This window comes from Mixta sp. BE291 (assembly GCF_031457955.1).
In the GTDB taxonomy this organism is placed as follows: Bacteria; Pseudomonadota; Gammaproteobacteria; order Enterobacterales; family Enterobacteriaceae; genus Mixta.
Genome location: NZ_JAVDXN010000001.1, coordinates 634,396 through 659,294 on the forward strand (window position 1 = coordinate 634,396; position 24,899 = coordinate 659,294).

At 59.2% G+C, this 24,899-nt stretch carries 17 protein-coding genes; 8 read left to right on the forward strand and 9 right to left on the reverse strand.

Annotated features, from left to right (window positions below; translation table 11 throughout):
- Nucleotides 1-2: 2 nt before the first annotated feature.
- The 4 genes from tssM to J2X14_RS03100 form a co-directional block, all read right to left on the reverse strand.
- A complete protein-coding gene (tssM, locus tag J2X14_RS03085) occupies nt 3-2,117 on the reverse strand; it encodes a type VI secretion system membrane subunit TssM (RefSeq protein WP_352409738.1) in 2,115 nt (704 codons plus the stop codon).
- Nucleotides 2,117-3,334 carry a type IVB secretion system protein IcmH/DotU gene (gene icmH, locus J2X14_RS03090; RefSeq protein ID WP_352409739.1) on the reverse strand — a complete coding sequence of 406 codons (1,218 nt, stop codon included), beginning with the start codon at nt 3,332-3,334 and terminating at the stop codon, nt 2,117-2,119. Before icmH ends, tssM begins: the two co-directional genes overlap by 1 nt.
- 85 nt (nt 3,335-3,419) lie before the next feature.
- The gene (locus J2X14_RS03095) at nt 3,420-3,911 is read right to left on the reverse strand and encodes an SH3 domain-containing protein (protein ID WP_352409740.1); all 492 of its coding nucleotides are present in this window, start codon (nt 3,909-3,911) and stop codon (nt 3,420-3,422) included.
- Between the two features lie 386 nt (nt 3,912-4,297).
- A complete protein-coding gene (locus J2X14_RS03100; protein ID WP_352409741.1) occupies nt 4,298-6,085 on the reverse strand; it encodes a methyl-accepting chemotaxis protein in 1,788 nt (595 codons plus the stop codon).
- Between the two features lie 168 nt (nt 6,086-6,253).
- On the opposite strand from J2X14_RS03100, the gene J2X14_RS03105 reads away from it, so the two are divergent.
- The 8 genes from J2X14_RS03105 (at nt 6,254) to J2X14_RS03140 (ending at nt 19,828) form a co-directional block, all read left to right on the forward strand.
- Nucleotides 6,254-7,498: a nitrate- and nitrite sensing domain-containing protein gene (locus tag J2X14_RS03105; RefSeq protein ID WP_352409742.1), complete on the forward strand. Its 1,245-nt coding sequence runs from the start codon at nt 6,254-6,256 to the stop codon at nt 7,496-7,498.
- Nucleotides 7,499-7,739: 241 nt separating this feature from the next.
- The gene (locus J2X14_RS03110) at nt 7,740-9,005 is read left to right on the forward strand and encodes a CmpA/NrtA family ABC transporter substrate-binding protein (protein ID WP_502889960.1); all 1,266 of its coding nucleotides are present in this window, start codon (nt 7,740-7,742) and stop codon (nt 9,003-9,005) included.
- Nucleotides 9,002-9,877 carry a nitrate ABC transporter permease gene (gene ntrB / locus J2X14_RS03115; protein ID WP_352409743.1) on the forward strand — a complete coding sequence of 292 codons (876 nt, stop codon included), beginning with the start codon at nt 9,002-9,004 and terminating at the stop codon, nt 9,875-9,877. The genes J2X14_RS03110 and ntrB overlap by 4 nt, the downstream gene beginning before the upstream one ends.
- A gap of 11 nt (nt 9,878-9,888) precedes the next feature.
- Nucleotides 9,889-10,677, forward strand: a complete 789-nt coding sequence (locus J2X14_RS03120) for an ABC transporter ATP-binding protein (protein WP_352409744.1) — start codon at nt 9,889-9,891, stop codon at nt 10,675-10,677.
- Nucleotides 10,678-10,687: 10 nt separating this feature from the next.
- Entirely contained in the window at nt 10,688-14,776 is a 4,089-nt protein-coding gene (gene nirB, locus J2X14_RS03125) for a nitrite reductase large subunit NirB (RefSeq protein ID WP_352409745.1), read from the forward strand.
- Entirely contained in the window at nt 14,773-17,415 is a 2,643-nt protein-coding gene (locus J2X14_RS03130) for a nitrate reductase (RefSeq protein ID WP_352409746.1), read from the forward strand. The genes nirB and J2X14_RS03130 overlap by 4 nt, the downstream gene beginning before the upstream one ends.
- The gene (gene cobA, locus J2X14_RS03135; RefSeq protein WP_352409747.1) at nt 17,412-18,233 is read left to right on the forward strand and encodes a uroporphyrinogen-III C-methyltransferase; all 822 of its coding nucleotides are present in this window, start codon (nt 17,412-17,414) and stop codon (nt 18,231-18,233) included. The genes J2X14_RS03130 and cobA overlap by 4 nt, the downstream gene beginning before the upstream one ends.
- A gap of 164 nt (nt 18,234-18,397) precedes the next feature.
- On the forward strand, nt 18,398-19,828 hold the full coding sequence (locus J2X14_RS03140; protein ID WP_352410129.1) for a YchO/YchP family invasin: 1,431 nt from the start codon (nt 18,398-18,400) through the stop codon (nt 19,826-19,828).
- A gap of 408 nt (nt 19,829-20,236) precedes the next feature.
- Here the strand turns inward: J2X14_RS03140 and J2X14_RS03145 are convergent, their stop codons facing one another.
- The 5 genes from J2X14_RS03145 to J2X14_RS03165 all read right to left on the reverse strand — a co-directional run bounded on the left by J2X14_RS03145 (nt 20,237) and on the right by J2X14_RS03165 (nt 24,711).
- Nucleotides 20,237-20,722: a YrhA family protein gene (locus J2X14_RS03145; protein ID WP_352409748.1), complete on the reverse strand. Its 486-nt coding sequence runs from the start codon at nt 20,720-20,722 to the stop codon at nt 20,237-20,239.
- Between the two features lie 9 nt (nt 20,723-20,731).
- Nucleotides 20,732-21,871: an HNH endonuclease signature motif containing protein gene (locus tag J2X14_RS03150; protein WP_352409749.1), complete on the reverse strand. Its 1,140-nt coding sequence runs from the start codon at nt 21,869-21,871 to the stop codon at nt 20,732-20,734.
- 222 nt (nt 21,872-22,093) lie between these two features.
- A complete protein-coding gene (locus J2X14_RS03155; RefSeq protein WP_352410130.1) occupies nt 22,094-22,237 on the reverse strand; it encodes a DUF2474 domain-containing protein in 144 nt (47 codons plus the stop codon).
- Between the two features lie 27 nt (nt 22,238-22,264).
- A complete protein-coding gene (cydB, locus tag J2X14_RS03160) occupies nt 22,265-23,275 on the reverse strand; it encodes a cytochrome d ubiquinol oxidase subunit II (RefSeq protein WP_352409750.1) in 1,011 nt (336 codons plus the stop codon).
- Nucleotides 23,275-24,711: a cytochrome ubiquinol oxidase subunit I gene (locus J2X14_RS03165; RefSeq protein WP_352409751.1), complete on the reverse strand. Its 1,437-nt coding sequence runs from the start codon at nt 24,709-24,711 to the stop codon at nt 23,275-23,277. The genes cydB and J2X14_RS03165 overlap by 1 nt, the downstream gene beginning before the upstream one ends.
- Between the last annotated feature and the right edge of the window lie 188 nt (nt 24,712-24,899).

Sequence of the window (24,899 nt, forward strand, 5' to 3'; positions counted from 1 at the left end):
CCTCACTGATGCCGATGGCCCGCTTGCTGCACGGTTCCTGCGGGCGCGGTCGCCAACTGTTTGCCGTCCGCCGTTGAACTCGCCAGGTTGGCCGCCAGCTTACGCATAATTAATGCGTTGTCGCGAGCGAAAGGCGACGACTGAATCTGCCGGTCCAGCAGCTGGCTGAGATGCCAGTCAAGCTGCTGGAGATCGTGCGTGGTCACGTTCGCAGGCAGGGTACGCTGTAAGTTTTGCATCAACCAGCCGCGCAGGAATTCACCATCATAGTTACGCGGCTGATACAGCATCTGATAAGCGCGCAGCGCATTACGGCTAAACTCGCTGTCACCGCCTTTATCACTGCCCAGAATCCGCGTAATTTCCTGTGCGACGCGCGGCAATAACAATGATTTCAGCGCATTCTGATACAGCACCCAGGCGGCATCGCTGACCTGATCGCCGCGATACAGCCCGGCACGCATGCTGAGCGGCGGGCTATCCAGCGAGAAACTCGCTACCTGCGGCAATTTCACCAGGCTATTCAAATAGGGTAGCAGATCGAAAATGGTGCCGACGTTTTGCCGGGAAAGTTCCTTGCCCTGTTGTGTCAACGGCGGGACGCGCTGCGCAATTTGCTGCAAATAGTGCTGGTTTTGCAGATAGCTGGTTACCCACAGGCCACAGGCCAGCAGCAGCCCGGCGGCCATCGCCCCCCAGGCGGTGCGGTGCAGCAGACGGTTGCGATCTTCCCAGCGGCGATCGCTGCCCGCCAGCCCGCTTTCGGCAAAAATCAGATCGCTGAGCAGATGGCGAATAAAATAGCTTTGTCCCTTGTTGCCGGGAATGGGCGCGGCACGGTTAACGCTATCCCAGGCGGCGATAGAGTGTTCGCCGGTGCGCGGCAGCTGCAGTTTACGCGTCAGCTGGCCCATAATGCGGTCGAAAGGCAGACCTTCCTGGGTGCCGCTGGTAAAGAACAGGCCGCGCGGCGACCAGGCGACCGCGCCGCCGACCGGGGAAAAGATAATATCCAGATATTCCGCCAGCAGCGGGCGCAGCGAGGCGAACTCCTGTGGGAACAGGAAGCAATCGGCGCGCTGAACCAGGTCATTCTGCTGCGTCATCCGGTGCGCCACATCGCGCTGTAGCTGCTGCTGCAACAGCGTGAACTGCTGTTCGAAATGGCGGTTAAGCGTATGGCTGCCTTCACGGTTCGCTTCCCAGGGAAAGGTAAAGCCCCAGATACGGTCGCGCTGCTGCTTATCCAGTGTGGCGAAATAGCCCATAAAGCCTTTCAGCAGATCGGTTTTGGTCACCATGATGTAGACCGGAAAAGCGATGCCGGTCTGTTGGTGCAGCTCCTGCATCCGTTGACGCAGGGCGTTGGCCTGCGCATAACGCGCCTCGGCGGCATCGCTGAGCAGGTCGGCCACGCTTATTGTCATGATCACGCCGTTAATCGGCTGACGCGCGCGATAGCGCTTGAGCAGCGCAATAAAGGTTTGCCATTCGCTGGCGTCACGGGCGCGCTGGCTCTCCTGCAACGTATAACGACCGGCGGTATCCAGCAGCACGGCGCGATCGGTAAACCACCAGTCGCAGTGGCGCGTGCCGCCGATGCCGCGCACCGCGCTTTTGCCAAGGCTGTCGGTTAACGGAAACTCCAGCCCGGAATTGAGCAGGGCGGTGGTTTTGCCCGCGCCCGGCGCGCCGACCATCATGTACCACGGCAGTTGATAGAGCCATGGCGCGCTATAGCGCTGCCAGCGACTGCCGTGACGTTTACGGCCAAACTGCGGTTTTTTCAGCAGCGCGATAGCTTCGTTAAAGCGATCGGTCAGCATATTTTCCGTTGCCTGCTGCTCAATCGGATCGATCATCGCCTGCTGTTGCAGGTTGGTCAGCAGACGATTATTAAACCAGGCGTTGTAGAGCCGTGGGATCAGCTGCAGCAAAATCCAGAAAAAATAGCCGAGGCCAATCACCAGCTGGCGATTAAACACCGGCTCCAGCGGGCGCGTATCGTTAACGATCAACAGCGGGCCAACAATCCAGACCAGGCAGGCAAAGGCGCTGATGCCGAGAAAGCCCCAGGCCAGGCGGCTGGCAAGCAACGGGGGCCATACTTTCTTCATTACGGCTTCTCCTTTTGCGCGGGGTTCACCGGAGCCGGTGAGGCGAACAGCGTAATTTCAATACGTCGATTGCGGGCGCGATTCTCTTCGCTGTCATTCGGCAGCAGCGGCTCGCTATCGCCGCGTCCTTCGGCTTTCGCCTGATGACCGGCGGAAAGTTGCTGATTCAGCAAGGCGGTAATCGCTTTCGCGCGCGCCAGAGAAAATTCATAGCTGGAAGGGAAGCGGCTACTCGGCGCAACGCGGTTATCGGTATAGGCGGAAACCAGCAGCGTGCCCTTGATATCCTGCACGGCCGCAGCGACACGCATCAGCAATGCGCGTCCTGAGCTGTTCAGCGCGGTGGCGCCCGGCGCGAAAAGTTTATCCGCGGGGAGAATAATTTTGCTGCCGAAGGGGCCGTCGCTGACTTCCAGCTGACCGGCGGCCAGCACATCACTTAAACGCTGACGCAAATTAAGCAGGGATTGCGGCGTCGCCCCGCGTGACAACGTCACCTCAGGCAGCGGAGCCTGATAAAGGGCGCGCAGCAGCGGCTCTGCCTGGTTGCCCAGCCGCCAGTTCAGGCCGCTGTAAAATAAACCGGCAATCAACGCGGTAATCAGGAAACAGCTCCAGAGCGGCACCGGCGGTCGCCAGAATTCACTGGTCAGCGGCCGGGGTTCAACCGTTACGCTGGCAGGCGCATCCTGGCCCTGACGCGTTTCAACAATCAGCTGCCCGAGGCGCGTGCGCAGGGTATCACGCTGCTGGCGGCCATTCTCCATGCCGCGATAGCGGCCTTCATAGCCCAGCAGCAGGCAATAATGAATCACTTCCAGCAGCGCCAGGTGTTGCGTCGGATTTTGTGAAAGCCGGGAGAGCAGCTGGAAAAACTTTTCGCCGCCCCAGCTTTCGTTATGGAAGGTCACCAGCAAGCCGTTGCCTGACCAGACGCCGCGAATGCCCCACGGCGTTTGCGCTGCCGCTTCATCCAGCGTGCTGCACAGGCAGTAACGTGCGCCAATAATGGTTTCAAACGGCAGGCCCGCTTTTTTACAGCGGTTTTCAAACTGACGCACCTCTTCCACCAGCTGCAGACGCAGCCCGGCCGGGTCGTCATGCGTGGCGGCCATACGAATATGCACAATGGTATTCAACAGCGGGGAGGCCGCTGCCAGTAATATATTATCCGTGCTCGTGTCATGTGCTTCACGGGCAGTATCTACAGGCGTCATTGAATCACATTATTCCAGACTGAAAATATCCCATTTTCAGCAGTAACCGGGAGTACCTGCCGGGCTGTGCGCCGACAGGCGTAACTTAATCAAGGATCCAGGTCGCGGTATTGTCTTTGCGGCAGGCTTTACTGTCACCGCCGACATCAACACAGACTTGCTTACTGGCGCGACGCGGACGCGGGCGATCGTTGCGCAGCGCCTGCTCATAGCGGTCGCTGGGCACGCCAGCCTTCATCGGTACATAGCCGATCAGCTGCGTATCATCCGGCTCGGCGATAGCCAGCCAGTTATTCTCCACCTTACCCAACACCTGGAAAGGCTTGCCGTTTTCCAGATAGCGCACCACCTTGCCGCCGTAGTCAGGCAGGGTCATCACCGAGGCGTTATACAACGCGCGGTAAGATTCATCCACCGGTGTAAACTCGCCGGGCGCACTGACCGCGTGGCGATGCACCAGCGTCACGCCGTTGACGGTGCTGCTGACCAGCGTGTCGTCATTGACGGGCGGTGGAGGTGGTTTACAGCCGGCAACGGTTATAACAGCGAGTAATGTCAGCGCGAAACGAATTTTCACTTTGATCCTCACGATCTCATCAGATTATCTGGACAAAAGCCAGTGCCTGTAGCGCAGAGACGCGGCAGGCAAGCTGGATGCTTGCCGAAAGGTGACGCGGCTGGCTGGAAAAATTGCTCAGATTTACAGAAAGATAAAACCAGGCTCAGTCTACCTGACACTTTTGAGATTTCAAACCATTGCGCGGGTCTGTTTCTCATGTTATTTGCCGCCGCATACCTTCAGCGCGCGTTTGCCCGCGGGCAGGCGCGAAACATTATGTGGCAAGTATAGACAGCAATGCAGGCGTAGCGCAGGCTTAATGCAATACGCGAAAAAAGAAAGTGGCGGGCAGCAGAGGATGACCCGACGGCGCTGGAGCGCCGTCGGACAGGCTATTTCAGAATTTACAGACGGAAGTGACCGGCGGTATCGGCCAGTTCGTTGGCCTGGAATTTCAGCGCGGCGGCGGCGGCAGTCGATTCCACTACCAGCTCGGCATTCTGCTGCACCATTTCATCCAGTTTGCCGATGGCTAAATGCACCCCCTGAATGCCGTGCAGCTGGGTTTCGCTGGCCAGCGTAATGCCCTCCATAATGTCAGATACGCTGGCGACGCTGCTGACGATGTTATCCATGCTTTCGCCCGCCATGCGTACATAGCGCGAGCCGGTCGCCACGCTTTCGGTGGTGCTGTCGATCAGCGTTTTGATCTCTTTTGCCGCCTGGGCGCTGCGCTGCGCCAAATTACGCACTTCGCCTGCGACCACCGCAAAACCCCGTCCCTGTTCACCGGCGCGCGCCGCCTCGACCGCCGCGTTCAGCGCAAGGATATTGGTTTGAAAGGCGATGCCGTCGATCACGCTAATGATATCGCCGATTTTGCCGGAGGCCTGCTCGATGGTCTGCATGGTGGTGATAACGCTGGAGACCACCTCGCCGCCGCGTCGTGCGGCTTCAGAAGCGGACGCCGCCTGCTGATTCGCCTGCATCGCCGACTGGGTTGATTCCGTCACCGACTGGCTAATGGCATCCATGGCGCTGACCGTTTCGCGTAGGTTGCTGGCCGCCTGTTCGGTACGGCCGGAGAGGTCGGCATTGCCGCTGGCGATCTCATTGGCGGCGACCTGCACCGAGCCGCTGGCGTCGCGCAGCTGCGTCATAACCGTCGCCAGCTTATCGGTGAAGGCATTAAAGGCGCAGGCGATTTGCGATACTTCATCATTGCCGTTAACCGGCAGACGCTGGGTCAGATCGTCATCGCCGGAACTGATCGCGCGCATCGCATCACGAATCAGCAGCAGGCGACGCATCAGCGCGCCAATCAGCAGGCTAATCACCAGCGCGGTCACCAGCACCAGCAGGATCAGTGATATCGCCGAAGCGGAAAGCAGCGAATGCATCCCGGCGTAAGCTTCCGCACGATCCAGCGCCACCACCAGATACCAGTCGGTGCCGCTGACCGGCTTCGCCAGCAACAGCTTATCGACGCCGTTAAGCTGCGCCGCTACCGGCGTTGTGCTGCTGAGCAGGGTGGGCACATCCAGATCCGGCAACAGCGTTTTCAGCGGCTTCAGGGCCATGCCCATATCGCTGGTGGTCACGATGGTGCCGTTGTTATCGATCAGCAGGCCGCTGCTGGCGGGCGTAGGATGAATCGAGCCAACGTTCGCCACCACGCTATCCATCGCCACATCGCCGGAGAGCACCGCCTGGAGCGTGCCGTTCTGGATCACCGGAACGGCGAAGGCGACCACCAGTTTGCCGCTGGCGACATCGACATAGGGCGGCGTCACGATGGGCTTGCCCGCCGCCTGCGCCTGCAAATACCACGGGCGGCCCGTGGGATCAAAATCAGCGGGAATACCGGCGGCGTCGGAAAATTTCGCAACTTTACTGGCGTAACCGGCATAGACGTTGGTAAAGCCACCCGCCCTGGCAATCTGTTGGAACGCGGCGATCGGATCGGCGCTCAGCGCCACCGATTGCAGCGAGGCGATCATGGTGGATTTACTCGCCACCCACTCGGCAATGGCGGCGTTATGGCTGTCAGCCACCGCTTCCAGCGTGCTGGTGATCGCCTGCTGGTTATATTTTTCGGTCACCAGGTAGTTCAGCGTGGCATTAACCATTAACGCCACCACCACGCAGGCGGTGGTTATAGCAACAATACGGGCACGAATTGAAGAGAGCATGCTGGAGCCTCATGGAACGTGAATCACTGTTTCGGGTATCGGTAATCTGTGTAAACAACTTGAGGCAGCGGAGTAAAATATAAGTAAAAACTATTCTCGCGCCGTGCGTATAAGCGGCACGCCCTTTGCTTAATCTTTGCCTGAAAACTTTTTACGGGACGGGCGACGATGCAAAACATCACCGGTTATGGCTGGCGTTACTGGTCAGCGTCACGGGAAAGCGAACAGCTGGCCTTGCAGGAACTGCTGGATAACGACGCGCTGCTGACGGCAATCAGCGCGCTGATTCATGGCTTGCAGCGTGAGCGCGGTATTTCCACGCTCTGGCTCTGTAGCTCAACTGATTTATTGCCGCCGCATCTGGCGACGCGCCAGCTTGAGGTCGATAACGCGCTGAACGCGATGCTGGCGCAGCTGCCGCCGCCGGAAACGCGCGCCGCCGCCAGCCGCTTTTATGGTCGGATGGCGCTGGCGTTGCAGGCGCTCGACGGGCTGGCGGCGCTGCGGCAACAGGTACAGCATCGTCAGCTGCCGCATATTGAAGCGATGCAGCAATTCAGCGAGCTGATTCGCCACCTGCTGCATCTGATCTTTGAAGCGGCGGATAATGCCAGCCACAGCATATCGCGCACGTTGCTGGCGCTGTTCAGCTTTATGCAGGGCAAAGAGCTGGCCGGACAGGAGCGGGCCACCGGCGCGGCAGGCTTTGCCGCCGGAAAATTCAGCAGCCAGGATCGTCAGCAGCTGGTCACGCTGCTGGAGGCGCAAGAGCGCTGTTTTCGTACTTTCTGTGAGTTTGCCGATGAGCAGAGCCTACAGGCCTGGCGCGCCATCGCCGAAGCGGGTCAGGAAACCGAAAAGCTGCGGCGCATCGCCTGTAGCGGGATGAGCGCGCGCGCCGCCGATGCGCTGCGCTGGTTTCAGCTGCTTAGCGAGCGGCTGGACGGCATGAAGCAAATTGAAGAGCGGCTGCGGCGACGGGTCATGCAGGTCTGTCGCGAGGGGATTGTGCAGCTGGACGTTTCCCGCGCCGCACCGCCGTGCGCCAGCGGCCAGGCGCCGCTGGCCTACAGCCTCTATGTGGCGAACACCCCCTGGCTGGAAGAGGGCGGCACGCTGGATGCCAGCGGCATCGCGCCGCAGCTGGGACGCTCGCTGCTGGCGTTGATTGAGAATCAGGCCCAGCGGCTACAGGCGCAAAGCGAAGAGCTGGCGGCGATGCACGCGACGCTGGCGGAGCGTAAACAGATCGATCGCGCCAAGGCGTTGCTGATGCAGCATCACCAGTACGACGAACAGCAGGCGTGGCATACGCTGCGCAAGATGGCGATGGATCAAAACAAGCGGGTAGCGGAGATTGCCGGCGCAATGGTCGAGGTGGCCGCCGCCTTCTCGCTGCCCCAAAACAGGTAGCTGCACAATTAACGTGCGTAATTTGTTACACCGGAGTGCGCCTGCGGGCATTAACCCCCGTCAGGGCGCGTCCGGCGGCGGCAAAAAGCTGGCACGCCGCTTGCAATAATCTAAACACAATATGCGCACGGGTTTCGCCAACGGCGGTGAAATCGGTGCTTTGGATAAAGGTGTCCGAACGCAGGCTTATAGCCTATGCGACGGACGCCTTTTTTTATCTCTTTTTTTCAGGAACCACAGAATGAGCAACGCGCGTTTTATGTCGTCACGTCGTCGTTTTCTCGTCGGTAGCGCCCTGGCGGCGGGCAGCGCTCTGGTGCCGGGCCTTGGCAGCGTGGTCTGGGCGGCGGGTTCCGATGCGCCGGAAAAGCCACAGGTGCGTGTGGGTTTCATTCCACTGACCGACTGTGCGCCGGTGGTGATGGCGGCGTTAAAAGGATTCGATAAAAAATATGGCATCAGCCTGCAGCCGTCGAAAGAAGCGAGCTGGGCGGCGGTGCGCGATAAGCTTGCCTCCGGCGAACTGGATGCCGCACATGCGCTGTACGGCATGATCTACGGCCTGCATCTCGGTATCGCCGGGAAACAGCAGCCGATGGCGAACCTGATGACGCTGAACAATAACGGTCAGGCGATTACGCTCTCTGAGCAGCTGCGGGCGCAGGGCGTTAACGACGGCAACAGCCTGCAACAGCGGGTCGCCGCCAGCGAACCGGGAAGTCTGCGCTTTGCCCATACCTTTCCCACCGGCACGCACGCCATGTGGCTCTATTACTGGCTGGCCAGCGTCGGCATCGATCCGTTCCGCGACCTGCGTCTGCTGGTGGTGCCGCCGCCGCAGATGGTGATGAACATGAAAATCGGCAACATGAGCGGTTTCTGCGTGGGCGAACCGTGGAACCAGCGCGCCATCAGCGAGCAGGTCGGCTATACCGCCGTGACCAGCCAACAGGTCTGGCCGGATCATCCGGAGAAAATTCTCGCCACGCGCGCGCAGTGGGTTAATGAGAACCCCAACACCGCCCGCGCGCTGACCGCAGCGGTGCTGGATGCCGCCCGCTGGATCGACGCGTCCGACGATAACCGCCGCGAAACGGCGCGGGCGATTGCCGGACGCGCCTGTCTCAATACTCAGCCGGAGATGATTACCGGACGCATGCTTGGACAGTATCAGGATGGTCTCGGCCGCCGCTGGCAGGATGCGCATCCCATGCAGTTTTTCCGCGATGGCGAAGTGAGTTATCCGTGGCTGTCGGATGGCATGTGGTTTTTAACCCAGCTCCAGCGCTGGGGCCTGCTGAAACAGCAGCCCGATTACCTGGCGGTGGCGCGCGCCATTAACCGCACCGACATCTACCGCCAGGCCGCCAGCGCGGTTGGCCATATTGCGCTGCCGCAGAGCGAAATGCGGCGCAGCACCCTGATCGACGGCCGCATCTGGGATGGCAGCAATCCTGCCGCCTGGGCCAACGATTTTGCCATTAAACGCCGAGGAGAACCCGCATGAAAAACAGAGCTCAGATCGTGCCGGACGCGGAAAACGCGCCTGCGGTAGCGGAAGTGATTGTTTTGCCGCCTGTTGCGCCGCGTCCTCGGCGTCGTCGCGGACGCCTGAATGCGCTGCTGAAACAGCTGATCCCGGCCTGCTGCGGCCTGCTGTTGCTGCTGGTTATCTGGCAGATCGCGGCGCTGAGCAGCAGCGGCTTTCCCGGGCCGCTGACCACCGGCGAGGCGGCGCTGAAGCTGTTTGCCCACCCGTTTTATAACGGCGGCCCCAATGACCAGGGCATCGGCTGGAACGTTATCGCCTCCCTGACGCGCGTGGCGGTGGGCTTCGGCCTGGCGGCGCTGGTAGGCATTCCGGCGGGCTTCCTGATCGGGCGTTTCCGTTTTCTGGCGCAGATGTGTAATCCGCTGATTGCGCTGCTGCGGCCGGTCAGCCCGCTGGCCTGGCTGCCGATTGGCCTGCTGCTGTTTCAACGCGCTGAACCCGCCTCCAGCTGGACCATTTTTATCTGTTCGATCTGGCCGATGATCATCAATACCGCGGAAGGCGTGCAGCGTATTCCGCAGGATTACCTCAACGTAGCGCGGGTGCTGAAGCTCTCTGAGTGGACCATTATGCGCAAAATCCTGTTTCCGGCGGTGCTGCCTGCGGTACTGACCGGCGTGCGCCTGTCGATTGGCATCGCCTGGCTGGTGATTGTCGCCGCAGAGATGCTGACCGGCGGGCTGGGCATCGGCTTCTGGATCTGGAACGAGTGGAACAACCTCAACGTAGAACACATTCTGATCGCCATTTTTGTTATCGGCGTGGTGGGGCTGCTGCTGGAGCAGGGGCTGATGCTGCTGGCGCGTCGTTTCAGCTGGGAAAAATAGGGGAATACGCGATGCAAAATATCATTCAGGTGCAAAAGGTCAGCCAGCGCTTTCACAGCGCCGACGGCGAGTTTGTGGCGCTGGATAACGTCTCGTTTGACGTGCGCGCCGGGGAAACGCTCAGTCTGATTGGTCATTCCGGCTGCGGTAAATCGACGCTGCTTAACCTGATCGCCGGGCTGACGCTGCCCAGCGACGGCGTGCTGCTGTGCGATAACCGCGAAATAGCCGGCCCTGGCCCGGAGCGGGCGATGGTGTTTCAGAATCACTCGCTGCTGCCGTGGCTGACGGCGCAGGAGAACGTGGCGCTGGCGGTGGATCAGGTGTTCCAGCACAGCATGAGCCGGGCGGCGCGGCGCGACTGGATTGAGCATAACCTGGCGCGCGTGCAGATGAGCCATGCGGCCCATAAACGCCCGTCGGAACTATCGGGCGGCATGAAACAGCGTATCGGCATCGCCCGCGCGCTGGCGATGAAGCCGCGTGTGCTGCTGATGGATGAGCCGTTCGGCGCGCTGGATGCCCTGACGCGCGCTCACTTGCAGGACAGCGTGATGCGCATTCAACAGGAGCTGAACACCACTATCGTGCTGATCACCCATGATGTTGACGAAGCGGTGCTGCTGTCAGATCGGGTGCTGATGATGACCAACGGCCCTGCGGCGACGCTGGGCGAAATTCTTACCATCGATTTGCCGCGTCCGCGTTCACGCGTCGCGCTGGCGGACGACCCGCATTATCACCATCTGCGCCAGCAGATTCTGCATTTCCTGTATGAAAAACAGCGCCACGCGGCCTGAGGAGTCAGCAATGCCTGAACATCTGGTGGTTATCGGTAACGGCATGGCGGGGATGCGGATGGTGGAAACCCTGCTGCAGCTGGCGCCCGAACGCTATCGCATCACGGTGATCGGCAGCGAGGCGCAGGGCAACTACAACCGCATTCAGCTCTCGCCGGTGCTGAGCGGCGAAAAAGCGTTTCAGGAAACGCTGATTCATGCCCCGTACTGGTATCAGCAGCAGGGCATTACGCTGCTGGCGGGTGAAAAGGTGCTGGCAGTGGATGTGGCGCAAAAATCGCTCACTACGCAACGGCGCAGCCTGCGCTGGGATCGGCTGGTGTTTGCCACCGGCGCCGATCCGCTGATGCCCGCGATTCCCGGTATCGACCAGCCGCATGTCGGCGGCTTCCGCACGCTGCGCGACGTGGAGCGGATGCTGGCGCTAAAGGGGCCGGTGGTGGTGCTGGGCGGCGGATTGCTGGGCATTGAGGCGGCGGCGGCGCTACGCCTGCGCGGTTGTGCGGTCACGCTGGTGCATCGTCATGGCTGGCTGTTGGATCGTCAGCTGGATGAAACCGCCGCTGGGCTGCTGGCAGAGACGCTGCAACAGCGTGGCATCGCTTGCCGCCTGGCAGCGGGTATCGCACAGATTCACGGTGACAGTGTCACGCTGACGAGTGGCGAGCGCATATCCGCCGCGCAGGTGATTATCGCTATCGGCGTCAGACCTGCGGTGGCGGTGGCGCGCGCAGCTGGTATTCCCTGCGCTCAGGGCATTCAGGTCAACCGGCAGTTGCGCAGCGCGGTGCCAGACATCTGGGCGCTGGGCGAATGCTGTGAAATCGAAGGTGAAACCTGGGGCCTGCTGGCGCCGTGCCTGGCGCAGGCCGAGGTGCTGGCGCATCAGCTGGCCGATGCGCCGGTTGCCGACTTTTATTACCAGCCGCAGGGCACACGACTGAAAGTCACCGGCATTGAGATCTTTAGCGTGGGTGAAACCGGCTGCGTGTCCGGCAGCCGTTCGCTGACCGCCAGTGATCCGCTCAGTCAGCACTATCGGCGGCTGGTGCTGCGCGACGGCAGGCTCACCGGAGCGATCCTCTATGGCGACACCTCAGCGGCAGCCTCGCTGCTGCAACATTTGCAACGCAGCGCCCCGATTAGCGAAGGCGCGCTGTTTGGCTTTACCCCTTCCAGCAGGCAGCCTGAGGCTGCGGAGAGCACAACGATGAACAAACCGGTTATGGTGGTAATAGGTCACGGCATGGTTGGCCACTATTTTCTTGAACAGCTGGTGCATAAGCAGCTGCATCTGCGCTATCAGCTGGTGGTGTATGGGGAAGAGCCGCACAGCGCCTACGATCGCGTGCACCTTTCTGAATATTTTTCTGGACGCGATGCGCAGGCGTTGTCGCTGGTAAGCGAAGATTTTTTCGCCCGCTATGATATTGAGTTACGTTGTCACGAAAAGGTCACGCATATCGATCGCCAGCGTCGCTGCGTCCGCGACAGCAACGGGCGGGAAATGGCCTGGGATCGCCTGGTGCTCGCCACTGGCTCTTACGCTTTTGTGCCGCCGATCCCGGGCTTTGATGCGGCGAACTGCTTTGTGTATCGCACCTTAACCGATCTTGATGCCATCAAGGCGCGTGCCGCGCATGCCCGACGCGGCGTGGTGATCGGCGGCGGCCTGTTGGGGCTGGAAGCGGCAAACGCGCTGAAAATGCTCGGGCTGGAAACCTCGGTAGTGGAATTTGCGCCACGGCTGATGGCGGTGCAGCTGGATGACGGCGGCGCGCAGATGCTAAGGCGTAAAATCGAAGCGCTGGGCGTCACGGTGTTGACCAACACCGAAACGCGGCAGATTGAAAGCCAGCAGGATGGCTCGCTGCGGCTGCATTTTGCTGACGGCAGCACCCTTGAGAGCGACCTGATTCTGTTTTCCGCCGGTATCCGCCCGCGTGATGAGCTGGCGCGCGACGCCGGGCTGGCGCTGGGGCCGCGCGGCGGCGTAGTGATTGACGATGGCTGCACGACCAGCGATCCGGCCATTGCGGCGATAGGCGAATGCGCGCTGTGGCAAGGGCAGATCTTCGGCCTGGTGGCGCCGGGTTACCAGATGGCGCGCGTGCTTGCCAGCCGTCTGGCGGATGAAGCCGCCGCGTTTACCGGCGCGGATATGAGCACCAAACTCAAGCTGCTGGGCGTGGAAGTCGCTTCGCTGGGCGATGCGCATGGCCGCAGCGCAGGCAGTCAGAGCTATCACTGGACCAACGGCCCGCAGGAAATTTATAAAAAGATCGTGGTTTCTGGCGATGGCAAGCGGCTGCTGGGCGCGGTGCTGATTGGCGACAGCAGTGAATACAGCGAGCTACAGCAGATGATGCTGAATGAGATGCCGCTGCCGTCGCAGCCGGAAAGCCTGATCCTGCCGCGCACGGCAGGCGCAGCGCCCAAAACGGCGGGCGTGGCAGCATTGCCGGAGAGCGCGCAAATTTGCTCCTGTCATAACGTCAGCAAAGGCGATATCTGCCAGGCGGTCAGCAACGGCTGCGGCGATATGGCGGCGCTGAAAAGCTGTACCAAAGCCGCCACCGGCTGCGGCGGCTGTAGCGCGCTGGTGAAACAGGTGATGGAGCATCAGCTGACGGCGCAGGGCGTGGAGGTGAAAAAAGACGTTTGTGAACACTTCGCTTATTCGCGTCAGCAGCTTTATCACCTGGTGCGCGTGGGCGAGATCAAAACCTTTACGCAACTGCTGGCGCAGCACGGGCGCGGACACGGCTGTGAAATCTGCAAGCCGCTGGCCGCCTCGATTTTTGCCTCCTGCTGGAACGATTATCTGTTAACGCCGCAGCATCTGCCGCTGCAGGAGACCAACGATCGCTACTTCGCCAATATTCAGAAAGATGGCAGCTACTCGGTGGTGCCGCGCATTCCCGGCGGCGAAATCACGCCGCAGGGGCTGATTGCAATCGGTCAGGTGGCGCAACGCTTCAATCTCTACAGCAAAATTACCGGCGGTCAGCGTATTGACCTGTTCGGCGCGGCGTTGGATCAGCTGCCCGCTATCTGGCAGGCGCTGCTCGACGCCGGGTTTGAAACTGGGCACGCCTATGGCAAGTCGCTGCGTACGGTGAAATCGTGCGTCGGCAGCAGCTGGTGTCGCTATGGCGTGCAGGACTCTACCCGCTTCGCCATTGCGCTGGAGAATCGCTATAAAGGGCTGCGTGCGCCGCACAAAATCAAAATGGCGGTTTCAGGCTGTACCCGCGAATGCGCCGAAGCGCAGAGCAAAGATATCGGCGTGATCGCCACGGAAAACGGCTGGAACCTGTATGTGTGCGGCAACGGCGGCATGAAGCCGCGCCACGCTGATCTGTTCGCGGGCGATCTGGATGATGAAACCCTGATCCGCTATGTCGATCGCCTGCTGATGTTCTATATCCGTACCGCTGACCGCCTGCAGCGCACCAGCGTCTGGCTGGATAACCTGGAGGGCGGGCTGGATTACCTGCGTGAGGTGGTGATCCACGACAGCCTGGGGATTGGCGCGGAGCTGGAGCAGGAGATGCAGCAGGTGGTCGATAGCTGGCAGTGTGAATGGCGCACCACGCTGGCGTCGCCGGACCGGCTGCGGCTGTTCCGCGCCACGCTGAACAGCGACCAGCAGGATGAAACCCTGCAGTGGGAGCTGGCGCGCGGACAGATCCAGCCCGCGCGCGCGCCGCAGACGGCGATGCTGCCGCTGCCGCAGGAACCCTGGAATGATATGGGCGCGCTGGAGGCGATTCCGCCGCAGGCGGGCATCGGCGCGCGGCTTGGCGGTCAGCGTATCGCGCTGTTCCGGTTTAATGATGCGGTATATGCGCTGGATGACAACGAACCCGGCAGCGCTGCCAGCGTGATGTCACGCGGCATGCTTGGCGATGCCGCCGGTGAGCCAATCGTGATTTCACCGCTCTATAAACAGCGTTTCCGGCTGCGTGACGGTATCGCGCTTGATGGGGCGGATGTGCAGCTGCGCTGCTGGCCGGTGCGCATCGCCGCCGGACGGGTGCTGGTCGGCAACGCGCCGCTGGCGGTGGGCAAACTGCGCGTGGCGGAGGCGTCATGAAAACCACCTGTCCTTACTGCGGCGTCGGCTGCGGCGTGCAGGTGAGTGCGGGCGCGCAGGGCTGGCACATCAGCGGCGACGTCGAGCATCCGGCCAACGCGGGCCGCCTGTGCGTGAAGGGCGCGGCGCTGGGCGAAACCCTGACGCCAGCGGGCCGCCTGCTGTGGCCGCAGATCGCCGGGCGTCGCGTCTCATGGCAAACGGCGCTGGATAGCGTGGCCGAACGTTTGCAGGCGATTATTCAGCAGCACGGCCCGGATGCGGTGGCGTTTTACGCCTCCGGTCAGCTGCTGACTGAAGATTATTATGTCGCCAATAAATTGATGAAAGGCTTTATCGGCAGCGGCAATATCGATACCAATTCGCGCCTCTGTATGGCGTCGGCGGTGACCGGCTATAAGCGGGCGCTGGGCGCGGATGCGGTTCCCTGTTGCTATGAGGATTTTACCCTTGCTGAGGTGGTAGTGCTGGTAGGCTCCAACGCCGCCTGGACGCATCCGGTGGCTTATCAGCGGCTGGTACAGGCGAAACAGCAGAATCCAGCGCTGCGTATTGTGGTTATCGATCCGCGCCGCAGCGCCAGCTGCGACCTGGCCGATCTGCATTTGCCGCTGGCGCCGGGCAGCGATGGCGCGCTGTTTAACGGGCTGTTGCGCTGGCTGGCTGCGGGCGGCTACGGCGATGACACGATGCTGCCGCATCTGACGCAGGTGGCAGAAACGCTGGCCACCGCCGACCACTGGACGCCGGAGCGGGTGGCGCAGCTTTGCCAGCTGCCGCAGCCGCAGGTCGAACAGTTTTATCGCCTGTTTGCCGGACAGTCGCGGGTGCTGACGCTGTGGTGCATGGGCATTAATCAATCCTCCAGCGGCAGCGATAAGTGCAACGCGATCCTCAACGCTCACCTGTTTAGCGGCAAAATCGGCCTACCGGGCAGCGGTGCCTTTTCCCTGACCGGTCAGCCAAACGCCATGGGCGGACGCGAAGTGGGCGGGCTGGCTAACCAGCTGGCGGCGCATATGGATTTTACTGCGGAGAATATCGATCGCCTGCAACGCTTTTGGCAGAGCGAGCGGGTGGCTGCGCAGCCGGGCCTGAAGGCGGTAGAGCTGTTTCAGGCGATAGGACGCGGCGAGGTGAAAGCGGTATGGATCATGGGCACCAATCCGGCGGTGTCGCTGCCGGATGGCAACGCCGTGGCGCAGGCGCTGCAACGCTGCGAGCTGGTTATCGTCTCTGAGGTCGTGCGCGCCACCGATACCAGCGCGTTTGCCGATATCCTGTTACCGGCGCAGGCCTGGGGCGAGAAAAACGGCACGGTGACCAACTCTGAGCGGCGAATTTCACGTCAGCGCGCCTTTACGCCACCGCAGGGCGAAGCGCGTCCTGACTGGTGGATGCTGGCGCAGGTGGCGCAGCGTCTGGGCTACGGCGCGGCCTTTGGCTGGCAACATCCGGCGGAGATCTTCCGCGAACATGCCGCGCTGTCCGGCTTTGAAAATCACGGACGGCGCGCGTTTGATATCAGCGGTCTGGCGCAGCTCAGCAACCGCGCATGGGATACCTTGCAGCCGATCCAGTGGCCGGTAAATGCTGCGTTTCCCCAGGGGTGCGCCCGGCTGTTTGGTCAGCGCCGCTTTTATCATGCCGACGGCAAAGCGCGGCTGGTGCCGGTGACGCCTGCCGGGCCGCGCGTTGCCGCCACGCCACGCTGGCCGCTGATGATGAATACCGGACGCATCCGCGATCAGTGGCATACCATGACGCGCACCGGCCTGGTGCCGCGCCTGTTGCAGCACGTTTCCGAACCTTTTGTTGCGCTGCATCCTGACGACGCGCTGCGCCACAACATCTGGCCCGATGCGCTGGTGCGTATTCAGTCGCGGCACGGCTGGATGATCGCCCGCGCCAGCCTGACGGAAGATCAAACGCCGGGCACGCTGTTTGTGCCGATGCACTGGAACCAACAGTTTTGCGCCGAAGGCAACGTTGATCGGCTGGTGGCGCCCTGGCGTTGTGCGCATTCCGGTCAGCCGGAGAGCAAACAGACGCCGGTAAGCATTCAGCCCTGGCACAGCGACTGGCAGGGAACCTTGTTTATACGTGACAACGTCACGATCGCGCCGAGCCGCTGGTGGTGCCGCGTGCCAATGACGGCGGAGCTTTCCCGCTTTTCGCTGGCGCATCAGGGCGACCCGCGTCACTGGCTGCAAGCGCAGTTGAGGCCTGAATGGACGTTACAGCAGGCGGGCGACGAGCAGGCGTTTTATCACCTGATCGCCTGGCATCTGGGTGAAGTTATGCTCGCTTTTTACACTGCCGCGCGCCGTCCGGTCATTGATGATGCCTTGATCGCCAGCGCCTTTCAGCAGCCGCCCGTTTCAGCGGCAGCGCGGTTTGCGCTGCTGGCGGGCCGCGCCACTCAGGAAGAGGCGCGTGGAAAAACCATTTGCAGCTGTTTCGGCATCGGCGAGCAGCAGATTATCGCCGCGATTCGCCAGGGCGCGTTGAGTTGTGCGGCGCTGGGCAAGCAGCTTAAGTGCGGCACTAACTGCGGCTCCTGTATTCCTGAACTGAAAAAACTTATTCAACAACACGCCCCTCAGCAAAGCGAGGCGGTAAGCGGGAGGTCAGCATGACACAGCGGTTACCTGCACTAAACCAACTGTTAGGCGGCAGCACTAATCAGCCGCAGGGTCGCGTCTGGCTAGTGGGCGCTGGGCCGGGCGATGCCGAACTGCTTACGCTTAAGGCGCTGCGGCGGCTCGAGGACGCGGACGTGGTGGTTTACGATCGGCTGGTCAGCGAGGAGGTGCTGGCGCGGATTCCTGCTGGCACGCTGGCGCTCGACGTGGGCAAAACGCCCGGTTTTCACGGCATGAAACAGCAGCAGATCGGAGAGCTGCTGATAGATTTAGCGCGCAGCGGACGCAATGTGGTGCGGCTGAAAGGCGGCGATCCCTTTATTTTTGGTCGCGGCGGTGAAGAGATGCAGCAGTTACAGGCGGCGAATATCGTCTGCGAAATTGTGCCGGGCATTACCGCTGCGGTCGGCTGTGCTGCCGCCTGCGGCATTCCGCTGACGCATCGGGAGATGGCGCAGTCGGTGCGTTTTATCACCGGTCATGGCAAAGCGGGCAAACCGCAGATCGCCTGGGAGAGCCTGCAGGATGCCAGCCAGACGCTGGTGTTCTATATGGGGCTTACCTGGAGCGCCGAGCTTAGCCAGCAGCTGTGTTGCCACGGGCGCGCCGCCGATACGCCGGTGGCGGTGATTGAGCGCGGCACGCGGCCTGACCAGCGCGTGCTGATTTCTACGCTGGCGCAGCTGCCTGCCACCATTGCGCACCATCAGCCGCAGTCGCCCGCGCTGATTATCGTGGGTGACGTGGTGACGCTCTATCGTGCCGCTGAGGCGCAACACAATGAGAAAGAGGCACTCACGGCCCACGGATAAACGCAGGCGGAATATAGCGTCATAACAGCACGCTTTTCGGACTGACGCAGTGTCGGGAAAATCATGATCTGGTTCACAATTATGCTAAGCTAAGAGCTTATTCATGCTGATTACGGCCACCAATGATGAAAGCTTAAGCTACTCCTGACGCCGCTATGTTATTAATGCAACGATTTACCTTATCCGCTTTTGTTCTGCTGCTCGGCGCACCCTTGCTCAGCCAGAACGCCAACGCTTTTCAGCCGCAAAACCAGGTGCCGGACGCACCCTTTGCGGATCCGGCGCGTTTCAGCGCTATCGAGCAGTCGCTTCCCAGCCTGGGCGGCGACGTTTCCTCAGAAGAGGCGTTTTCCACGCGGCTGGCGCAGATCGCTAAAAGCATTGGCGAGGCCAGCAACAGCACCAGCGATGCATCGTTTGGGCAACAGGCGGGTGTCTGGGCGTTTAATCATCTGCGCGATGAAGTGACCGAACGGCTGGTGGATGAAGGGCAGTCGCTGCTCTCTCCCTACGGCATGGCGCAACTGTCGTTGCAGGTCGACATGGAGGGGAATTTTATCGGCAGCGGCGGGCAGCTGCTTACCCCCTGGCAGGACAACTATCAATACCTGACCTTTTCGCAGCTGGGCGTGACGCAAACCGATGAAGGGCTGGTGGGCAATGTTGGCCTGGGGCAGCGCTGGGTCGCGGATAACTGGCTGCTGGGCTATAACACCTTTATCGATCGTGAAATGGATTCAGGCTTACAGCGCGCCTCGCTCGGCACCGAAGCCTGGAGCGATTTCCTGCGCCTGTCAGCAAATTACTATACGCCGCTCAGCGGCTGGCGTAACCGCAGCAGCAGCCAGCAAAACCGTATGGCGCGCGGCTACGATATCACCACGCAGGGCTACCTGCCGTTTTATCGCCAGCTGGGCGTTTCGGTCACCTGGGAGCAATATCTGGGCGATCAGGTTGATCTCTTTAACAGCGGCAGCCTGGAGAAAAACCCGGTGGCGGTGAAGGTAGGGGTGAATTACACGCCGGTGCCGCTGCTGACCTTCACCGCATCGCATAAAGAGGGCGAAAGCGGCCAGTCGCAGGATCAGTTAGGCATGCGCATTAACTACCGTCCCGGCGTGGCGCTGAGCAAACAGCTCTCTGCGGATAACGTTGCCGAAGCGCGATCGCTGCGCGGCAGCCGCTACGATTTTGTTGAGCGTAATACCACGCCGGTGCTGGAGTTCCGCCAGCGCAAAACGCTGTCGGTATTTTTAGCGACGCCGCCCTGGCAGCTCCAGCCAGGAGAAACCCTGACGCTGAAGTTACAGATCCGCGCGGTCAACCGCATTACCGCCGTGAGCTGGCAGGGCGATACGCAAGCGCTGAGCCTGACGCCACCGGCGAATAACACCAATCCTCATGGCTGGACGGTAATTATACCGCAGTGGGACAGCAGCCCCGGCGCCAGCAATCAGTATCGTCTCTCCGTCACCCTGGAGGATGAGAAACAGCAGCGCGTCACCTCGAACTGGATAACGCTACAGGTCACGCCGCCGATATCATTGCAGGCCCCTGCTGCGGATCGCTTCGACATAATGCAACCCGCATTTTAACCCGCCAACGCCTGCTGTTAACAATGGACGTTCAGGCAGCAGCGTTACCTTTTACACAAACTACACATAACGCAAAGCGCAGGGCATCCAGAGGTGGTTAGCTTTCACCCAGACCACATATAACGCAAAGCGCAGGGCAACCAGAGGTGGTTAGCTTTCATCCAGACCACGCGCAACTAAAAGCGCGGGGTGTTCAGGCAGAAGAGTAAAGCGTCCCGCGCCACGGACGGCGCGGGTCGAGCTGTCAGGGATGACGTTGTTTGCGTCTTTACGATCTGCCTGAACACCCTGAGCAGGCACCACACCTGCAGGCGACACGCCCTGAGCAAGCAAGACACCGGCAGACGACGCTTTCCCCGTTCAACAATTCAACGTACAGGGCAATGCGTTACAGCCTTTTCCAATTATTTATTCTTCTTGCTGACAAATATCATCAATAACCGCCTGTAAAAACTCTGCCAGCGTATCGCAGGAAATAAAAAGATTCTGATGCTGCTGCCTGTCGCGTGATTCCCATTTATGGGTTCTGACGTCATAGGTATAGGTATCAAGCGAAGATGTGCCAAACTCAATGCAATAAAAATCATCCTCAATCATCATGCTGGGCGTTTCGTTGGCAATGCTTGTCAGAAAACCGTTGAAGGTGAAAAGGTCATTTTTATAGTCGGCATGATTATTTATTCCATACAAATAGTAACCGTCAATATGAAATCCATCAGCAAGTTCTACAAACTCTTTATACTGTAACCAGAATGATTCAGGCGCAATAGCGATTTTACGACCAAAATCATATTTATAAAGAGAAATGGGGAATGCTACCGGAGGATAAACTTGGTAATCCAGCTCGTCAGCCAACCTTCTGATTTCGGAGATAACGTTTTTTATCTGGCTCATGGTTTGTTCTCATGGATAAATTATGCCTGTAGGAATTACCCAGATTATTTTTCTGCTCTCTCCGGGCTGCATATTATTTATAACTGTCGCTTGCGCATTGGTTAATATCTTATGTTCATCATGGCGACGGATTAAAACAAGGTTAGAGAAATCATTCGTTCCAGTATCATCCAGAGGAATTTTATGATGAACATCCCATCCTTCAGGGTTTTTTCCGCGGCTCATAATCTCTCGATCTTTAATGCTAAGCCTTTGTCTTACATCAGAATGATCTGCCGCTTCTTTCAGAAATTTTCTTTTAATCGCTTTAAATTGATTTCTCATCGTCGCAAGCTCAGCTCTGTCTCGTCGCAAATAATCTAACTCTATGGCTTCGATATTATGTAAGAGTTTAGTCCTGCCTTTGACCTTTCCCAGATAGTGTTTCATCTCGTCCGGGTTGATAGCGCTGGGACGGCCACTAGCGGAAGCTCTGCCCAGCATAAGCAGTGAAGAGAATGCGACCAGAGTGCCCGCTGTCTGCTCATTCAATACCTGCTCAAAACCTTGCGCTGCCTTATCGCCCAGCTTGCGCGCGGTCTCAGCAAACATCTCTGGATGCTGGTGGTAAAGGGCGCCAGCGGCCAGCAGTCGACCTGCCATTTTACTGTCAATAATGCTGAGCGCGGAGGGCTGCTTTTTTCTTATCCGTTGAGAGGGCATAACAGTGGGACGTGGTTTGCCGCCTCGCTGGCTATAGTCACGACGTGCCACGGCATGTTTGTATGCGCGTATAATCCGCTGCGCCCCGTCAAACTTAAACGCCAGCCTGTCACGACAAATCAACTCGCCATGGTTATCGATATAAAACAGGTCGCCTGGCGAAAAATTAAATTTCTCCAGCATCACCACGTCGCCGCAATATATCATCTCCTTTAACTTCTCCCGCTCACGTGGCCCATGCGGCGGCCACTGGTGGGTATAACCGTAAACGTCACGCCTGTACATATTAATAAGTTGAAAGTTCAACGACGGGCGATCATCAAAAACATATTCGTTGTCGATACGCGGCCAGGCGAAAACGGGACGGGTAATCTGCTCATATCTTTCGGGAGCAAGGTCGTCACGTGGCAGATAATAAAGATCCGTTCCGGGTAAGCTAAAGCTCATGACCGCTATCCTTATGGTCGGGAAATAGCTTTCTACTTTGCGGAGCGATGAATAAAATTCCACTGACTTTTTTTTAAACAATATGGTCGTAAAAGGAAATATCTCGCAGGGAAAAAGAGCCGGGTTGAAAAGTAAAAGCCGCCTTTAGGAAGGCGGCTTTATTTGTTACCCTTGCATCCTCTGCTGGAGAGGGGATGGGTTTATCAGGCTATAACGAAAGCCTTAATGCGTTCGCAAACCGGCGGCGGACATCAACACGCGGAAAAAACTGGCGACCAAAAACAGCGCCAGCACGCTGCCGCCCCAGATAATCACCAGCCATAACAGCCGCCGCCACAGCGGCTGCTTCGCGCTTTTCTCCGTCATGCGTTGTATTGCCATCGCGCTCTCCTGTCAGTGATAACCTTGCTCTGGATCGATTTTGCCGCGGAACACGTAATAGCTCCAGAAGGTATAAACCAGAATCAGCGGAATAATAAACAGCGCGCCGACCAGCATAAAACCCTGACTCTCCGGCGGCGACGAGGCGGCGCGGAAAGTAATATCCGGCGGAATCAAATTCGGCCAAATACTGATGCCCAGCCCGCTAAAGCCCAAAAACACCAGCGCCAGCGTCAGAATAAACGGCGTATAGTGCGCATCCGGCCGCCAGGCGCTGCGCCACAGCGCCCATGACACCAGCACCACCAAAATCGGCACCGGCAGGAAAAAGAACAGATTCGGCGTCGTAAACCAGCGGTCGGCAATCGACTGATGCGTCAGCGGCGTCCAGACGCTGACAATCGCCATCACCACCAGCAGCGCCAGCAACAGCGGACGCGCCAGCTTACGCATAGTCTGCAATAAATGGCCTTCCGTCTTGATAATCAGCCAGCTGGCGCCCAGCAGCGCATACGCCACCACCAGCCCCAGCCCACAGAACAGACTAAACGGCGTGACCCAGTCAAACACGCTGCCCGCCCATTCGCGACCCTGCACCGGGAAACCGTTCAAAAACGCCCCCAGCACCACGCCCTGGGCAAAAGTCGCGATAAAAGAACCGGCAATAAACGACTTATCCCAAAACGCGCGATGCGATACCGTTGCCTTAAAGCGGAACTCAAACGCCACGCCACGGAAAATCAGCCCGATCAGCATAATCGTCAACGGTACCGCCAGCGCATCCAGAATCACTGAATAGGCGAGCGGGAACGCGCCGAACAGCCCGGCGCCGCCCATCACCAGCCAGGTCTCATTACCATCCCAGACCGGCGCCACAGTATTCATCATGACGTCGCGATCTTTCGTCTCGCGTACCATCGGATAAAGCAGACCAATGCCAAGGTCAAAGCCGTCCATCACCACATACATCAGAATGCTAAACACAATGATGACGAACCAGATCAGCGGAAGATCGATACCCATTATTTAATTCCTCCCAGATCATCTTTCGTAGGCTCATCCAGCGACTCATCGGCGGCAGAGAGCGGACGGGCTGGCGTACGCGGCGTGCCCGGACCACCGTGCGGCGCATGATCGACGAACGGCTGCGGCCCACGACCTACCAGCTTCAGCAGATAGACCAGACCCACACCAAACACCGAGGCGTAAACCAGAATAAAGGCCAGCAGGCTGATCGACATATGCAGCGTGCCGTGATGGGAAACCGCGTCACGGGTACGCATCAGGCCATACACCACCCACGGCTGACGGCCGATCTCAGTGGTAAACCAGCCCGCCAGAATCGCCAGCAGACCAGACGGCCCCATAATCAGCACAAAACGGTGGAACAGACGCTGATCGTACAGGCGTTTACGCAGACGCAGCACCAGGCTCCAGACGCCCGCCAGAATCATCAGCAGACCCAGCGCCACCATAATGCGGAACGACCAGAACACGATGGTGGAGTTAGGACGATCTTCCGGTGGGAAACTTTTCAGCGCCGGGATCTGTTTGGTCAGGCTGTGGGTCAGGATAATACTGCCCAGTACCGGCACCTCCAGCGCATACTTGGTCTCTTCCGCCTGCATATCGGGCAGGCCAAACAGAATCAGCGGCGACGGCTCGCCAGGGACATTTTCCCAGTGGCCTTCAATAGCGGCGATCTTGGCCGGTTGATGCTCCAGCGTATTCAGGCCGTGCGCATCGCCGATACCCGCCTGAATCGGGGCAACAATCAGCGCCATCCACATCGCCATGGAAAACATCCGCTTGATCGCCGGGCTTTTATTGCCGCGCAGCAGATGCCAGGCGCCAGACGCGCCGACAAAAAAGGCGGTCGACAGGAACGAAGCAGTGGCCATATGCAGCAGGCGGTAAGGGAAAGAGGGGTTAAATACCACCTTAAACCACTCCGCCGGGATCAGCTGACCATTAACAATTTCGTAGCCCTGCGGCGTATGCATAAAGCTGTTGGAAGCGAGGATCCAGAAGGTGGACATCAGCGTCCCCAGCGCCACCATGCAGGTGGAGAAAAAGTGCAGGCCCGGCCCCACGCGGTTCCAGCCAAACATCATCACGCCAAGGAAGCCCGCTTCCAGGAAAAAGGCGGTAAGCACTTCATAGGTAAGCAGCGGGCCGGTAATACTGCCGGCAAAGGCAGAGAAACCGCTCCAGTTGGTGCCGAACTGATAGGCCATTACCAGGCCGGAGACCACGCCCATACCGAAATTCACCGCAAAAATCTTCAACCAGAAATGATACAGGTCGCGCCACGTGTCATTACGGGTTTTCAGCCATAACGCTTCCAGCACCATCAGAAAACTGGCAAGACCGATGGTAATCGCGGGAAAAATTATGTGAAAAGAGACTGTGAACGCAAATTGTATCCTTGCCAGTTCGAATGCGTCTAAACCGAACATAGCCACCTCGAGATGTACATTATTAAGCTTCCAAAAGGGATAAGACCTTGCCGATAACACAACAAGTGTAGAAGAGGGTTTAGTGGAACACAGAAATGATGACTATAACAGAAACAGAAAATAATGATTCGCCTATAACAGTTATCGCCTGTTCCGCACTAAATTGATGCACACCGCCTTTTTACCGT

What these genes read in the sequence shown, in the direction of transcription:
- tssM (WP_352409738.1), bottom strand. Translation starts at nt 2,117, where the DNA reads ATGAAGAAAGTATGGCCCCCGTTGCTTGCCAGCCGCCTGGCCTGGGGC.
- icmH (WP_352409739.1), bottom strand. Translation starts at nt 3,334, where the DNA reads ATGACGCCTGTAGATACTGCCCGTGAAGCACATGACACGAGCACGGAT.
- J2X14_RS03100 (WP_352409741.1), bottom strand. Translation starts at nt 6,085, where the DNA reads ATGCTCTCTTCAATTCGTGCCCGTATTGTTGCTATAACCACCGCCTGC.
- J2X14_RS03105 (WP_352409742.1), top strand. Translation starts at nt 6,254, where the DNA reads ATGCAAAACATCACCGGTTATGGCTGGCGTTACTGGTCAGCGTCACGG.
- J2X14_RS03110 (WP_502889960.1), top strand. Translation starts at nt 7,740, where the DNA reads ATGAGCAACGCGCGTTTTATGTCGTCACGTCGTCGTTTTCTCGTCGGT.
- ntrB (WP_352409743.1), top strand. Translation starts at nt 9,002, where the DNA reads ATGAAAAACAGAGCTCAGATCGTGCCGGACGCGGAAAACGCGCCTGCG.
- J2X14_RS03120 (WP_352409744.1), top strand. Translation starts at nt 9,889, where the DNA reads ATGCAAAATATCATTCAGGTGCAAAAGGTCAGCCAGCGCTTTCACAGC.
- nirB (WP_352409745.1), top strand. Translation starts at nt 10,688, where the DNA reads ATGCCTGAACATCTGGTGGTTATCGGTAACGGCATGGCGGGGATGCGG.
- J2X14_RS03130 (WP_352409746.1), top strand. Translation starts at nt 14,773, where the DNA reads ATGAAAACCACCTGTCCTTACTGCGGCGTCGGCTGCGGCGTGCAGGTG.
- cobA (WP_352409747.1), top strand. Translation starts at nt 17,412, where the DNA reads ATGACACAGCGGTTACCTGCACTAAACCAACTGTTAGGCGGCAGCACT.
- J2X14_RS03140 (WP_352410129.1), top strand. Translation starts at nt 18,398, where the DNA reads ATGCAACGATTTACCTTATCCGCTTTTGTTCTGCTGCTCGGCGCACCC.
- J2X14_RS03145 (WP_352409748.1), bottom strand. Translation starts at nt 20,722, where the DNA reads ATGAGCCAGATAAAAAACGTTATCTCCGAAATCAGAAGGTTGGCTGAC.
- J2X14_RS03150 (WP_352409749.1), bottom strand. Translation starts at nt 21,871, where the DNA reads ATGAGCTTTAGCTTACCCGGAACGGATCTTTATTATCTGCCACGTGAC.
- J2X14_RS03155 (WP_352410130.1), bottom strand. Translation starts at nt 22,237, where the DNA reads ATGACGGAGAAAAGCGCGAAGCAGCCGCTGTGGCGGCGGCTGTTATGG.
- cydB (WP_352409750.1), bottom strand. Translation starts at nt 23,275, where the DNA reads ATGGGTATCGATCTTCCGCTGATCTGGTTCGTCATCATTGTGTTTAGC.
- J2X14_RS03165 (WP_352409751.1), bottom strand. Translation starts at nt 24,711, where the DNA reads ATGTTCGGTTTAGACGCATTCGAACTGGCAAGGATACAATTTGCGTTC.